A 14,101-nucleotide genomic window follows, 5' to 3' on the forward strand; every position below is an offset into this window, starting at 1 on the left:
GGCCGCTTCCAGTCGCCTAGCTGGCGTTGACCGGCTGCCCTGCAAACAACTGTTCCAGCGGCACTGGACGACCGAAGTAGTAACCCTGAAAGCGCGTGCAGCCAAAGCTGCTCAGGCGCTCGGACTGCTCCAGGGTTTCCACCCCCTCGGCAATCACATCCAGTTTCAGCGCATGGGCCAGCGAGACGATGGTGCGGGCAATATCCGCATCCAGCGGGTCACTCAACAGGTCGCAGACAAACGAACGGTCGATCTTCAGCTGATCCAGCGGCAGGGTCTTGAGGTAGGACAGCGACGAGTAGCCGGTACCGAAGTCGTCCAGGGAAAAGCGCACGCCGTGAGCCTTGAGTCGGGCCATTTTGGCGATCACCGCCGCGCGACCGTCGAGCAGCATGCTCTCGGTAATTTCCAGCTTTAGCCGGCTCGGGTCGCAGCCGCTGCGCTGCACGATATGCAACACCTGCTCGACAAAATCAGCCTGCTGCAGCTGTTTGGTACTGACATTCACCGACAGACTGAGGTGCCGGGTTTGCGCCCGTCGCCCCCACTGCGCCAGCGTCGCGCAGGCAGTTTCCAGCACCCATTCGCCCAACGGCAGAATCAGACCGCTGCCCTCGGCCACCGGAATGATTTCCCCCGGCGCCAACAGGCCGCGCTCCGGGTGTTGCCAACGCAGCAGCACTTCCGCGCCCTGCAACCCCTCACGCTGATCGATCTGCGCCTGGTAATAGAGCACAAACTCGCTTTTCAGCAGCCCCTGGCGCAGGTCACTTTCCAGGCTGGCGCGCTGCACCACCCGCAGCTGCATCTGCGGTTCAAAGAAACAGCAGGTGTTACGCCCCTGCGCCTTGGCCTGGTACATGGCCAGGTCAGCCTGTTTCAGCAGGTCATCCAAGGGTTCGCCGGTGCCGTTGAACATGGCGATGCCGATACTCAGGGTGCTGAAATGCTCGATCTCACCCATGCGGAACGGCTGCCGCAAGGCCAGCAGAATCTTGCTGGCAATCGCCTCGGCCTGCTGCGCCGCATGCACCGGCTCCTGCCCGAGGTTTTCCAGCAGGATGACAAACTCATCACCGCCGATGCGCGCCACACTGTCGCTTTGCCGCACGCAGCTGGTCAGGCGCTCGGCGACCTGCTGCAACAACTGGTCACCAATATCGTGGCCACGAGCATCGTTCAGCGTTTTGAAGTCGTCCAGGTCGATAAACAGCACCGCCCCGCGCTGCTCGCTGTCCTGGCTGGCCAGCAAGGCGTACTCCAGGCGCTCGCGTTGCAAACGGCGGTTGGGCAGATGGGTCAGCGGATCGTAATAGGCCAACTGTTCGATGCGCTGCTCGGCGGCTTTGCGTTGGGTGGTATCGGTCAGGGTGATCACGTAGTTGATCAGCTGCCCATCGGCGCCGCAGCGCACCGCGGCAATGCTCACCCACTGCGGGTATTCCTGGCCATTCTTGCGCCGCCCGGGCATTTCCCCCTGCCAGGCGCCGTCATGCGCCAACGCGGCGAGCATGGCATCACGCACGATGTCGAAACTGCCCTGCGCCAGCATGTAATCCAGGGTGCTGCCGACCACCTCACGTTCGCTGTAGCCAGTCATGCGGGTGAACGCCGGGTTGGCGCGCAGCACCACATGCTCGGCATCGGTGACCACCATGCCTTCGGCCGATTCGAACACCGTGGCAGCGACGTGCAGGTCTTCGACCATGTGCTGCATCGCCACACCAACGCGGTTGTATTCATAGATGCCGGTCGGTTGAAAGCGCAACCCCCGGCCGCCGGCCTGGGTGGCTTCGATAAAGCCGAGCAACTGGTTGATCGCCCGATCATGGCTGATGCGCAGCAGCCAGGCGGCCGCCAGCAGCAGCAGTAGAAAACCGCCACTGAGGATTAGAAACGATTGCAGGTAGCTGTCGTAGATCGAAGCAAAGCGGCTGTCGGAAACCCCCAGCACCAGCCAGAACGGCTCTTCGACACCCGCCAGGCGGATAGGAAACCGCTGCACATAAAGCCCCTGGCCATCGCGCGCCAGATCATCCAGGGCTTTATCACCAGTGAGCCCAAGCTCGCTGTCGCCCTGCCAGACCAACGGCTGCTGGGCGTGCCCGAGCACTAGCAGATCGAGCTTGGTGCTGGCACTCAGCTCGCGAATAAACGTGCGGTTCTGCCCTAGGGCCAGGCCGACGAACAGATAGCCGCGCAGCTGCACGGTGGCCGGATCGAAGATCGGCGTGGCCTTGATCAAGGCGCTCTGCTCCCCGGCCTGCACCAGTGTCCAGCCGTGGGCGTAATGAATCGGCGAGCGTAACGACGCCACCAAAGGTTTGATGTCATGCAGCGGTAGGCCGGCATCCATCACCAGCTTGCCGGTCGGATCAAGCAGGAAGAACACCTCCAGGCGCGCATCAATGTTGGCGTCCTGAAACATAAAGGCCACGTCTGCGGCGATTTTCTCAACCGGCATAACCTGCTCGGACAAGGCGCTGACGGTACGCCGCGCCGAAGCGCTGTGCAGATACACCTCAAGCAGCTGCAGGCGGTTATTGATCAGGCTGACAGTGGTGCGCTGGTATTGCGCCAAGCTATTGCGGATTTCACTCTGCAGGTTGGCCTCGGCCGTGCGCAGCGCGTAAACCATCACCACCGTGATCGCCACCATGCCGAGCATGCCAAACAGCAAGGCAATCCGCGTCGAGAACTTCAGCTCCCAACGTGCCGCTTTCGGCATGTGATTCTTGCGACTACTCATCTGCATCCGCGCCTCAGGGTCACAACACAGTCAGCTAATCCCTGTCGGTGCCTACTGCAATCCGATGTCATCAATCAGTGTTCGGTACTCTTGCATCTGCCTAACCAGCATAGGCTTGATCTCATCGCCGCGCATAAACAGCACCGGCTGGCGAATGCGTTGCTCGGTGACTTCAATAAAACGCGGGTCCTTGGCCGCGACCGCCAGGGCATCGGCCAGTATCTCAACCTGCTCGGCCGGGGTATTGGCCGGCACCATAACGATGCGCATGGTATGCAGGCCCAGGTCGTAACCCAGCTCGCGCAGAGTCGGCGCATCGGGGTAGCCCAGCAGGCGGGTATCGGCCAGGCTGGCCAGTACCCGCATTTCGCCAGACTCGGTGTAACCCGTATGGGTGCCGCCGCTGTAGGCAAACACGGCATCGCCGGAAAGCACCAAGGGTGCCATCCCAGCGCCGCCCGAGGTCGGCACAGTGCGTAACTCCAGCCCTTCGCGCTTGGCCAGGGCGCGGATAATCAGACGATCTTCCGCGGCCTGGCTGACATAGATCTGCCCCGGCGTGGCGCGCAGATAGGCCAGCAGCCCAGGCCAATCCTGGATGCCACGCTTAGAACCGGTGACAAAAGCCGGCTGCTCCAGCGAAAGCCCTGCCACGTAGGTAAAACTGTCCGGATCATAAGAGGCTGGCGACAGCAGCGGCGCAATGCTGACCACCGACGAGCCGCCGAACTGGAACACATAGCCCTGCTCAATACTGCTGGCCAGCATCGACGCCGAGGCCGCGCCGCCGGCACCGGGAATGTTGCTGACGGTGATCTTCTGCCCCAACTGCTCTTCCAGCACGGTGGCCAGCACCCGCCCCTGCAAATCGGTGCTGCCACCTGCGGCATAACCGATGATCATGGTCAGCGGTCGCTCCGGAAAACTTGCCGCCTGAACCTGCCACGGCAACAACCCCAGGCAGCCGCTCAACAACAGAAAACGCAGTAATGCCATGGTTCACCTCGTGCACTGATCAACAACCACCCGCTCAGCCAGGAACACGCCCAGCACCTTTTTGGTGCACCCTGCAGCCCTTACATCGGCCAGCAACCCGCAGGCCCGTTGGTGCACGATCAGTACGCCAGGCGATGCAACTTGCGCGCCCATCAGCCAGGCTTTTACTGAGCACCGACCTCCTCGATCAATTGCCGATAAGCCTGCACCTGTTGACTCAGCATGGTCTTGACCTCGCCGCCCGGCATAAAGCGAATAGGCTGGCGGATGCGTGTTTCGGTCACCTCGATAAAGCGCGGGTCACGTACCGCCGCCGCCAGAGCATTGAACAGGATGCTCACCTGTTCCGCTGGTGTGTCGGCCGGTACGGTGACAATTCGCACCGCATGCAAGGCCAGGTCATAGCCCAGTTCGCGCAGGGTTGGTGCATCGGGATAGCCCAGCAGACGCTCTTCGGCCAGGCTGGCCAGCACCCGCATCTGTCCCGATTCGGTATAGCCGGTATGAGTGCCCCCGCTGTAGGCAAAGAACACCTCGCCGGAAATCACCAGCGGGGCCATGCCCGCACCGCCAGAGGTGGGCACAATGCGCAGCTGCAACCCCTCGCGTTTGGCAATGGCGCGGGTCAACAAGCGGTCCTCGGCAGTTTGCGTGACATACACCTGGCCAGGGTTATCACGCAGGTGCTGGAGCAGGCTCGGCCAATCGGTAAAACCGCTCTGTCCTCCCGTGACATAGGCTGATTGATCCAGTGACAAGCCGGCTACATAGGTAAAGCTGTCGAGATCGTAGGAGGTCGGCGCGAGCAATGGGGAAAAGCTGATGGTCGAAGAAATACCGTACTGGAAGACATAACCCTGCTCGGCGCTACTGGCCAGCATGGCTGCCGCCACCGCCCCGCCAGCACCAGGCAGGTTGTTCACCCTGACCGGCTGCCCCAATTGCTCCGCCAGCACGTCGGCCAGCACCCGCCCCTGAATATCGGTGCTGCCACCAGCGGCATAGCCAATGATCATGGTCAGCGGCCGCTCAGGGAAGGTCGATGCCTGGCTGTTCAAAGCCAAAAACATACACAACACCGCCCAACAACTGCGTCTATTCATCACCACCACCTCCACACCTGGCAATACCGCACGCAGGTCGCAAAAGCTGTAACCCCGTTCTATGGTTTTAGCCCACAGGGGCGCGATAGCAATCTGACAGCTTTTTCAAAAGCAAAGGGTTATGCTGCGATCAAGCCGTTATTTTGTGATCACAGACCATGACTGAAGCCCAAGTCCCCCGCCAGCCAGACGCCTTCGCCCTCTGGCGCGAAGCGCAGGACACACGCATCCGCTCGCCACTTGGCGGTATTTATTACCTGCTGGCGTGGCTGCTGACCTGGATGTTCAGCGATGCTCCAGGCGCACTGGTGCTGCCGGGCGTTGTCGGCATCGCTCTGTTTGCCCTGCTGCTGGCCTTGCGCGTGCTACATCGCCTGCCTCAGGAGCAGAGCAACGAAGCACTCAGTCGCTGGCTTAACCTGCACTGGAGCCTGATTCTGATCACCGCGCTGGGTTGGGGGCTGGCCCACGCCCTGGCGCAGCACAATCCGCTGTTCAGCAGCTCGGTGATCATCGCCACCCTCAGCACCATTGCCTTCAGTACCGCACTGGTCTTCAACTTCGCTATGCGCAAAAAGCGTGCAATGCTCGCTCTGCTGCTGATTTATCTGCCGGGGCTGCTGACCCTGGCACTGACATGGCGCGAGCAGTACGCCATCCTGATCACCCTGAGTTTCTATTTGAGCTACCTGCTGCTGGTGCTGAACCGCAGCCACCGCGAGTACCACAACACCCTGGCCATGGAACTGCAGCTGCTCGACCAGCAGGAACGCCTCGAACACCTCAGCCGCACCGACAGCCTGACCCAGCTGGGTAACCGCTATCAGTTCAACAGCCTGTTCCCGGTGATGGTGGCCAACGCCCAGCGGCAGAGCCAGCCGTTGTCGCTGGTACTGCTGGATATCGACTTCTTCAAGCGGATCAACGACGAGTACGGGCATGCCTGCGGTGACAGCTGCCTGAGCGACTTTGCCGAACGCATGCGCCAGAACTTCCGCCGCGACAGCGACGCGCTGCTGCGCCTGGGCGGCGAAGAGTTCGGCATTCTGATGCCCAACACCCCACTGGAACAGGCACGTCTGCTGGCCGAGCAGTTTCGTCTGGAGCTGGAACGTGAAGGCTTCAATGTACCGGGAGCGATTCTGCCGCTGACCGCGAGCCTGGGGGTGGGTTGCTATGACATGCTGCGCGACGGCAGTGCCGAAGCGTTCTTCAAGCGGGTCGACGATGCGCTGTATCAGGCCAAGGCGGCCGGGCGCAATCGCCTGGAACTGGCCTGAATGCGGCGGCACAAACGTGCCGCCGGATAACACCTAAAGGCGGAAGCTGCTCATCTGCTTGGCCAGGTCATCGGCCAGGCCGCGCAGGGTCTGGCAGTCCTCTTTACACACCTGTACCTCACCGGCAGTGGCATGCGCCAGGTCGGCAATACCCTGCACGTTGCGGTTGATTTCCTCGGTCACCGACGATTGTTCCTCGGTAGCAGCGGCCACCTGGGTGTTCATATCGCTGATACGCTCAACCTGCTCGGTAATCGCACTGAGTGAGTGCCCGGTGCGCTGACTGGCCTCGACCCCGGTGCCAGTGGCGCTCTGCCCGGCGTGCATGGAGCTCACGGCCGTTTCCGCGCCTTGTTTAAGGCGCTGAATCATCTGCTGGATTTCATCGGTGGAGCTCTGCGTGCGACTGGCCAGGGTGCGCACCTCATCGGCTACCACGGCAAAACCACGGCCCATCTCACCGGCCCGCGCCGCTTCGATGGCGGCGTTGAGTGCCAGCAGGTTGGTCTGCTCGGAAATCCCGCGAATCACCGCCAGCACCTGATCAATCGAGGCCACCTGCTCGGCCAGCTCGCTGACCGCCGCCGCCGCACCGCCGATATCGGCGGACATACTCTCGATATGGCTGATCGACTGGCCAACCACCTTGCGCGCCTGCTGCGCTTCATCACGCGCCGACTGCGAGGCATGTGCGGCACTGCTGGCATTCCGGGCGATTTCCTGCACGGTCAGGCCCATCTCGTGCACCGCCGTGGCGACCATATCGGTCATTTCCTGTTGCTGACTGGAGCGCCCGGCGGTGTTGTCGACCACCTGCGCCACCTGACTGACCGACGCGCGCAAACGCTCACTGGTCGCCAGCACATCGCTGATCAGGCTGCGCTGACCACCGATAAAACGGTTGAAGCCACGGGCCAGATCGCCCAGTTCATCCTCGCGGGACTCATCCAGGCGACGGGTCAGATCGCCACCGCCACCGCCAATCTCCACCAGTGCAGCGGTCACCTGACGAATCGGCCGAACCAGACCACGCGCCAGTAGCACCACCAAGCCGAGGAACAGCAAGGCCACGCCCACCCCGATAGCACTGGTCATCAGCAGCGCCTGGCGAGCCTCGGCATAGATTTCCGCTTCCGGCACCTCGCTGACCAACAGCCAGTCCAAACTGGAGAGCTTCTGCGCCACCGCCAGATAGGTTTCACCATCACGCTCGAAGCGTACCGCCTTGCCACCGCTGCCCAACAGCTCATCAGCCGGCGCCTTGCCAAACAGCTCGGCGAGGCGGCCACTGCCGCTCAGGTCAGCCTGTGGGTGCACCTTGACCTCGCCCTGGGCATCAATCAGAAACACCTGACCGCGCTCACCAAAACGAAAGTCGCGGATCATTTCCGACATGGCCTTGAGGCTGAAGCCCAATCCGGAAACGCCGAGGGTTTTGCCGCCCTGCTTGATCCGCTGGTTGATAAACAGGGTCGGCAGGCGCGTGCCCTTGTCGATGTCGATTTCCAGCACCTGGTCGCGGCTGCTGTCGACCAGTTTGTAGAACCACTGGTTCTCCGGCTGATCACGGCTGATCACCCGAGCCAGGCCCGCACCGGTGAAATAGTTGCCGCTGTCCAGCACGGCAATCGAAGTGGTCAGGGCGTTCTGCTGCTCGCGCACGCCCTCCAGGTAACGTGCCACGGCATCGCGCTGGCCTTCCTCTTCGCCGGCCGCCAACCAGTCCTGGATAAAGGCGTTGCCGGCAATTCCGGCATTGGCGGTGATTGGTGCGGTCAGCACCCGCTCCAGATCGTTACGAATCGCCAGCACCCGCGCCGGCAAGGCCTCTTCGACCAGGAAGCGCTCGGTCAGGCGATTGACCACTGCGGAGTAGACGCCTACCACGATCAGAATGCTGGCGAGCAGGGCGGCGCCCATGCTGAGAATTAGCTGCCACTGGATGCTGCGTTTCCACAAGCCCATGGAGATTACCTTCTAGTTATTATTTGAAACCACAGATTGAATACAATTTTGTATACAAACTCAATTATCCGGCGACGTATAACCGCTATCGGCTGCACCGGCTGCTGACTTTAACTAGCGCCGGGAACAACTCAGTCCACCTGCCGCCAAAGCCGCAGATAAGCATCTTCATGGCTGAAGTCCAGTTCTATGCTGAGGTCGTCCGACTCCTGCAGCACCTGCGGGGTGATCAGCAGAGGCGGTGTGACAAACAGGCTCGGCGGCTGGTCGGCAAAGGCTCGGTTCAGTTCATCCACCAGCTGCCAGCCCTGCATGCCCAACGGCTCGGCGACGGTGGCGACCTGCTGGGACAACCCTGAGTGGATGCGCCCCAGCGCCTTGGCCGAGCCATCGCCAGCGGAAATATTGCGGATGTCCTTACGCCCGAGGGCATTGAGCGGCACGTTGATATGGTCGAAATAGACATCGTTGATTGCCAGGGTATGGCTCCACTCAGCACCGAAGCGGCGCTGCAACGAGCGCACACGCTCATCCATGCCCTTGCCGGCACTAGCAATCGGCAGGTCTTCGACGCTCAGCACCTTGCACTGCACGCACTCTTCCAGACGTTGCACCATGCGTTGGGTCTTGGCGGTGGCAATGGCGAACTGGCTGTCGGTGAACAGCACCACACCGATCTGGCCGTCACGCATGGCGTACTCGACAGCCAGGTCGGCCACCTGCAGGGGGTCGCTGGTGATATTGCTGAACAGCTTGTCTGTCGGCCCCGGCCGATCCCCGGCGTGCCAACCGACCAAAGCGATCTCGCGGTCTTGAAAGGCTTGATGCAACTCCCCCAGGTAACCCGGCTCGAAGCCACCGAGCACTACGCCATCGGGGTTACGCTCAAGCACCTCAGCGGCCAGCCGCTTGATCTCCACCACATCGCCACGGCCATCCACCGCATGCACCCGCCAACCCAGCAACTTGGCCGCGCGTTCAAAGCTGCGGTACACGCCGACGACCCCACCGTTGCGGAAATCCGCCGCAATAAAACTCACCTGCATGCCGCTGCGTGCGGGCGGCGCCTGTGTCGGCCCGGCCCACTCACTCGCAATCAGCAGTGCACTGAACAACAGCCCACTAAGGCAGATAGCGGCTGCGTATCTATATCTCGCCATCGCATATCCCTGCGCGACCGGTCGGCAGACGACTGTGCCAACCTTCACCTAACAGCGTAGTCACTCATGGCCAGGACACCCTGCCGCGCGTTTCAGTCCGACAGACTGAACTCAACACGCGCGGTCTGCCCGCTTTCGTCCAGCACACTGAGCTGATACTGCCCGTTGCGCGCGAAGGCGTGATTGAACAGCGCATCGGCGCTGGTTTCGGCAATCGGCTGACCGTCGACAAACCACCAGCGCCGGCCGCTGCCGCCCAGTGCCGACAGGCGCAAGCGCAGCGCTTCGCTACTGCCGGCCGGGCGACGCAGATGATCACCCTCACGCACGCCGACAATCGACAGCGGCGCAACGACTGGCGCATGCCGCGGCGGGCACTGCGGATCAGCCGCCGGCAAGCGCGCACTGCGACGTTCGCGGCGCGGCAACCAGGGTTCCAGCGGCGCAGGCCACAAGGCCAGGCTTTGTGCCGTCGCCCCCGGGCAACTGGCATCCACGCGCAGCCCAGCGGCATTCACCCAGATGCTCTCCTGCAGCCCCAAACCCAGCGGTTGATCCTGCGCTGGCAAGGTCGGTGGCGTGGTGCCGTCAAGGGTCCAGGCAAAGCGCTGGCGTCGGCAGTTGGGGTCGCGACTGTCCAGCGGTTGGCCCAGCGGCCAGCAGATCGCAGCCACGCCGACCGAGGTCGGCTGCGGGTCTATCGGCAGCGCAATACCGCGCTGGCTGTCGCGGTTGACCAACAGATCATGCACCTGCAGCAGCAGTGGCGCGGCCGACGCCAAGCCAAACTGCCCAGACACCGGGGTGCCATCGGGGCGGCCAATCCAGATGCCAATCAGGTAACGCGGCGCCACGCCAATCGCCCAGGCATCACGAAAGCCATAGCTGGTGCCGGTCTTCCAGGCCAGGCTCGGGCGCTGCACCAACTGCGCACGCGGGTCACGGTCCGGGCGCGCCTGACCGCTGAGAATGCGCCGCACGATCCACGCCGAGCCGGGCGACAGCAAGCGCCGTTCATGCAAGCCATCCTGTGGCTGAAAACGCAGGCGTGCGGCCATGCCGCCGCGAGCAAATGCGCTGTATCCGCTGACCAGTTCCTCCAGCCGGCTGCCGGCCCCGCCGAGAATCAGCGCCAGGTTGGGCTCGGCCAGCGGTGGCAGCAGCAAGGGCACCCCAGCGCTGCGCAGTTCTCCGGCAAAGCGCTTCGGCCCATAGGCTTCCAGCAGTTGCACGGCAGGCAGATTGAGTGAGGTGGCCAGCGCCTCACTGGCGGATACTGCGCCGCTGAAGCCGGCGGCAAAGTTGCCTGGGCGGTAATCGCCATAACGCCGTGGCACATCCTGCAGCAGAGATTCGGAATGGATCAGCCCCTCGTCCAGCGCCATCCCGTAGAGAAAGGGTTTCAGCGTCGAGCCGGGCGAGCGCACGGCGTTGATCATGTCGACATGACCAAAGCGTTTGGCATCGCCGATATCCACCGATCCAAGGTAGGCACGCACCGCCATGCTTGGCTGCTCGACCACCAGAATCGCCGCCGAGGTGCGCTCCGGCAGCCGTGCACGCCAACCCAGCAGCAGGTCTTCCAGGCGGCGCTGCAAGCCGGCATCGATAGTGGTGCGAATCAGCGGCGGACTGCTGCGGGAGTTCAACCGTCGCGCCAGCAGCGGCGCCAGGCGTGGTTCCTGACGCGGCGCCAGCAGCACTGGTTCCTCCAGCGCATCATTGATCGCCGATTGCGGCCACACCTGGAAACTGGCCAGACGCTTGAGCACTTTGTCGCGCGCGGCCTGGGCCCGCTCGGGATGACGATCCGGACGCAAACGGCTGGGCGCCTGCGGCAGCACCGCGAGCAGCGCGGCTTCGGCGCGGGTTAGCTGACTCGGCGCCTTACCCAGATAAGCCCAACTGGCGGCCGCCACCCCCTGCAGCGTGCCGCCAAACGGCGCGCGGTTGAGATAAAGGGTGAGGACTTCATCCTTTGACAGGTGCCACTCCAGCTGCAGCGTGCGCCACAGTTGCTTGAGCTTGCCGCTGTAACTGCGCGCATGCGGATCAAGCAGGCGCGCTACCTGCATCGACAGCGTGCTGCCGCCCGAGAGCACGCGCCCGCCACTGAGGTTCTGCCAGGCCGCGCGGCCCAGCGCCAACGGGTTGACCCCAGGGTGCTGATAGAACCAGCGATCCTCATAGGTCAGCAGCGCGTCCAGGTAATAGGGTGACACCTCACTGGGGCTGACCGGATAACGCCACACGCCGTCATGGTCAGCAAAACGCCACAGCGGCGCACCGTCCTCGGCCAGCACCACGCGGGCCAGATCATCGCCTGGCAAAGGCAGTGGAAACAGCCGGTCGGCCACTAGCAGAATCAGCAGCAGGCACAGCGCAATAGCCAGCCAGGGACGGCGCAAACACCTCAGCACGACAGCGCGCGCTGCTATCAACCGACCCTGCCCAGAACGCATAGCGCCTCTCTCAACACACATCCCTGAAGCGCCGCACTATACGCGGCAATGCCCAATATTTCTGGCCACCGCTGGCAACTCGCGACCTAACGCGCAGATGCACAACACCCGGGAGAACAGGCCATATCCGCCAGAACATACGAGCAAAAGTACCGTGCTAGAGCTGTTTGCGCCCATTGTTATCTTTTTGCGTCATTTTTTTGATATTCGTATTTTTGACGCCTATACCTTGGGTTCGCTGTTAACGCTTGGCTACCCGCCGCACCGAAAACAGTGAAAAACCGTTATCGCCATAAGGCAACGGGCTATTCACGGAGCCATCCTCCGCTTACCCAATGGAGCTACATCAATGCACAGGAAGATCTTCCCGAAAACCTTGCTACTCGCCGCACTGGTTTCCCCCGCCGGCACCTTCGCCGCAGAACTGATTGATCTCTCAACCCTGCCAATCCGCCCCGGTATAGCCGGTGCCGGCGACATCCATGATGACCTTGGGCTGCAGCCGGATGAGCTGAACGCCACCCTGAGTGCGCAACTGCCTGGTGGTGCCCAGGTCGTGCGCTACCAGCAGTTCTATAAGGGCATCCGGGTGTGGGGCGAAGCCATCACCGAGTTTACCGACGGTAGCCAGCCCCTGCGCAGCGGCCGCCTGGTGAGTGACATCAGCAGCGACCTGGTACGCGATGCAACGCCAACGCTCAGCGCCAAACAAGCCCTGGAAATGGCCAAAAGCCTGAAAGCCAGCGGCCTGCCGAGCGAGAACGAACAGAGCGAACTGGTTGTGCGGCTCGATGCGCAGCAACGCGCACAGCTGGCATACGTGGTGTCGTTCTTTGTCCCTGGAACCAAACCTTCACGCCCGTTCTTTATGATCGAAGCCAACAGCGGCGAGCTGCTCGATCAATGGGAAGGCCTCAATCACGCGCAGGCAACCGGCCCAGGCGGCAACCTGAAAAGTGGCCGCTACCTGTATGGCACGGACTACGGACATCTTTCGGTCAACAAAAAATGCCAGATGGACAGCGGCAATGTCATCACCGTCAACCTCAACCACAGCCTGAACAACAGCAGCACCACGCCCTTCCAGTTCGCCTGTTCGTTCAACGACTTCAAGAGCATCAACGGCGCGTTCTCGCCGCTGAACGACGCGCACTATTTCGGCAACGTGGTGTTCCAGATGTATGGCAACTGGTTTGGCGGCCTGCGTCCGCTGCTCAACCGCAAGCTGTATATGAAAGTGCATTACGGCAACGGTTATGAAAATGCCTTCTGGGACGGTCAAGCGATGACCTTCGGCGATGGTCGCAATCGCTTCTACCCATTGGTATCGCTGGACGTTTCCGCCCACGAAGTCAGCCATGGCTTTACCGAGCTGCATTCGGGATTGGTCTACAGCAACCAGTCCGGCGGCATCAATGAGGCGTTCTCCGATATGGCTGGCGAAGCGGCCGAATACTTTATGAAAGGCAAGAATGACTGGAAGGTCGGCTACGACATCTTCAAAGGTGACGGCGCCTTGCGCTATATGGACCAACCCAGCCGTGATGGCCGCTCCATTGACCACGCCGACAAGTACCGTGCCGGTATGGATGTCCACCACTCAAGCGGAGTGTATAACCGCGCGTTCTACCTGCTCAGCCAGAAAATCGGCTGGAATACCCGCAAAGCGTTTGAAGTGTTTGTCGACGCCAACCGTTTCTATTGGACGGAAACCAGCGACTTCAACCGCGGCGCCTGCGGCGTGATCCAGTCGGCGCAGAACCGCAGCTACGGCTCTGCCGATGCCATTGCCGCCTTTGCTGCAGTGGGTGTCAGCTGCCCAACCCTGCTGAACTGAAACGGGCTACACCACAAGCCCCTGTCTCGCTGAGGCAGGGGCTTTTCTATGCCCGGCGCTGGTAGCTCATGCTCTGTAGCGCTGTCATTCCGCCCAATGACTGGCACACTGGCGCGCAGCAGCAATCAACGCAGAGTCGAGTGGAACGAGAACTATGGGTGTAGAAGGTTTTTTTGAATCCCTGGGCGAGGCGGTTGGTTCGGTGATCCGCTTTATCGTCGAAGGCTTGAGCGGCTTCTTCGGCATGCTCGGCGGCGCGGTCAGCAGCTTTATCACAGGCATGTCCAAGGCCTTGGGGGTTACGCCATCATTGCTCAGCATCGTGGTTCTGTTGGCAGGTCTGTGGCTGCTGTACCTGGCGGTGCGCGCCTTTATCCGCCGTTCGATCATTGCCGGGGTGATCTGGCTGGTGCTCGGCTTATGGTTGCTGAGCGGTCTGATCAGCTAAGTCACTCAGGCGAAACAACAAGGCCCGCCAATTTGGCGGGCCTTGTGCTCTCTAAGAACCTGTTTCGGATCCCGCGAGCTAGAGCGAGACAAGGCAAAATG

At 61.9% G+C, this 14,101-nt stretch carries 9 protein-coding genes and 1 pseudogene; 3 read left to right on the plus strand and 7 right to left on the minus strand.

Annotated features, from left to right (window positions below; all coding sequences use genetic code 11):
* Window positions 1–16: 16 nt before the first annotated feature.
* From ACIN8IBEIGE_RS21075 to ACIN8IBEIGE_RS19915, 3 genes are all read right to left on the minus strand, one after another.
* Window positions 17–2,749 (minus strand): EAL domain-containing protein, encoded by a 2,733-nt coding sequence (locus ACIN8IBEIGE_RS21075; RefSeq protein ID WP_160016175.1) that lies wholly within the window; start codon window positions 2,747–2,749, stop codon window positions 17–19.
* Window positions 2,750–2,800: 51 nt separating this feature from the next.
* Complete coding sequence (locus ACIN8IBEIGE_RS19910) at window positions 2,801–3,745, minus strand: tripartite tricarboxylate transporter substrate binding protein (RefSeq protein ID WP_160016176.1); 945 nt, start codon at window positions 3,743–3,745, stop codon at window positions 2,801–2,803.
* Between the two features lie 164 nt (window positions 3,746–3,909).
* Window positions 3,910–4,815 (minus strand): tripartite tricarboxylate transporter substrate binding protein, encoded by a 906-nt coding sequence (locus tag ACIN8IBEIGE_RS19915; RefSeq protein WP_218579711.1) that lies wholly within the window; start codon window positions 4,813–4,815, stop codon window positions 3,910–3,912.
* Between the two features lie 191 nt (window positions 4,816–5,006).
* On the opposite strand from ACIN8IBEIGE_RS19915, the gene ACIN8IBEIGE_RS19920 reads away from it, so the two are divergent.
* Window positions 5,007–6,128: a GGDEF domain-containing protein gene (locus ACIN8IBEIGE_RS19920; protein WP_160016178.1), complete on the plus strand. Its 1,122-nt coding sequence runs from the start codon at window positions 5,007–5,009 to the stop codon at window positions 6,126–6,128.
* Between the two features lie 33 nt (window positions 6,129–6,161).
* Here ACIN8IBEIGE_RS19920 and ACIN8IBEIGE_RS21315 read toward each other — a convergent pair whose 3' ends face one another.
* The 4 genes and pseudogenes from ACIN8IBEIGE_RS21315 to pbpC form a co-directional block, all read right to left on the minus strand.
* The gene (locus ACIN8IBEIGE_RS21315; RefSeq protein ID WP_372240030.1) at window positions 6,162–6,899 is read right to left on the minus strand and encodes a methyl-accepting chemotaxis protein; all 738 of its coding nucleotides are present in this window, start codon (window positions 6,897–6,899) and stop codon (window positions 6,162–6,164) included.
* Between the two features lie 132 nt (window positions 6,900–7,031).
* A pseudogene (locus ACIN8IBEIGE_RS21320) lies at window positions 7,032–8,093 on the minus strand (cache domain-containing protein); the annotation flags it as partial.
* A gap of 131 nt (window positions 8,094–8,224) precedes the next feature.
* Entirely contained in the window at window positions 8,225–9,253 is a 1,029-nt protein-coding gene (locus ACIN8IBEIGE_RS19930) for a substrate-binding domain-containing protein (protein WP_160016180.1), read from the minus strand.
* A gap of 92 nt (window positions 9,254–9,345) precedes the next feature.
* Window positions 9,346–11,715, minus strand: a complete 2,370-nt coding sequence (pbpC, locus tag ACIN8IBEIGE_RS19935; protein ID WP_160016181.1) for a peptidoglycan glycosyltransferase PbpC — start codon at window positions 11,713–11,715, stop codon at window positions 9,346–9,348.
* 349 nt (window positions 11,716–12,064) lie between these two features.
* On the opposite strand from pbpC, the gene ACIN8IBEIGE_RS19940 reads away from it, so the two are divergent.
* Both ACIN8IBEIGE_RS19940 and ACIN8IBEIGE_RS19945 read left to right on the plus strand, forming a co-directional pair.
* A complete protein-coding gene (locus ACIN8IBEIGE_RS19940; protein WP_160016182.1) occupies window positions 12,065–13,552 on the plus strand; it encodes a M4 family metallopeptidase in 1,488 nt (495 codons plus the stop codon).
* Window positions 13,553–13,706: 154 nt separating this feature from the next.
* A complete protein-coding gene (locus tag ACIN8IBEIGE_RS19945; protein WP_090377189.1) occupies window positions 13,707–14,000 on the plus strand; it encodes a hypothetical protein in 294 nt (97 codons plus the stop codon).
* Window positions 14,001–14,101: the final 101 nt, after the last annotated feature.

Origin of the sequence: Pseudomonas sp. 8BK (genome assembly GCF_902506475.1) — a bacterium.
In the GTDB taxonomy this organism is placed as follows: Bacteria; Pseudomonadota; Gammaproteobacteria; order Pseudomonadales; family Pseudomonadaceae; genus Aquipseudomonas; species Aquipseudomonas anguilliseptica.

What these genes read in the sequence shown, in the direction of transcription:
- ACIN8IBEIGE_RS21075 (WP_160016175.1), bottom strand. Translation starts at nt 2,749, where the DNA reads ATGAGTAGTCGCAAGAATCACATGCCGAAAGCGGCACGTTGGGAGCTG.
- ACIN8IBEIGE_RS19910 (WP_160016176.1), bottom strand. Translation starts at nt 3,745, where the DNA reads ATGGCATTACTGCGTTTTCTGTTGTTGAGCGGCTGCCTGGGGTTGTTG.
- ACIN8IBEIGE_RS19915 (WP_218579711.1), bottom strand. Translation starts at nt 4,815, where the DNA reads ATGTTTTTGGCTTTGAACAGCCAGGCATCGACCTTCCCTGAGCGGCCG.
- ACIN8IBEIGE_RS19920 (WP_160016178.1), top strand. Translation starts at nt 5,007, where the DNA reads ATGACTGAAGCCCAAGTCCCCCGCCAGCCAGACGCCTTCGCCCTCTGG.
- ACIN8IBEIGE_RS21315 (WP_372240030.1), bottom strand. Translation starts at nt 6,899, where the DNA reads ATGACCGATATGGTCGCCACGGCGGTGCACGAGATGGGCCTGACCGTG.
- ACIN8IBEIGE_RS19930 (WP_160016180.1), bottom strand. Translation starts at nt 9,253, where the DNA reads ATGGCGAGATATAGATACGCAGCCGCTATCTGCCTTAGTGGGCTGTTG.
- pbpC (WP_160016181.1), bottom strand. Translation starts at nt 11,715, where the DNA reads ATGCGTTCTGGGCAGGGTCGGTTGATAGCAGCGCGCGCTGTCGTGCTG.
- ACIN8IBEIGE_RS19940 (WP_160016182.1), top strand. Translation starts at nt 12,065, where the DNA reads ATGCACAGGAAGATCTTCCCGAAAACCTTGCTACTCGCCGCACTGGTT.
- ACIN8IBEIGE_RS19945 (WP_090377189.1), top strand. Translation starts at nt 13,707, where the DNA reads ATGGGTGTAGAAGGTTTTTTTGAATCCCTGGGCGAGGCGGTTGGTTCG.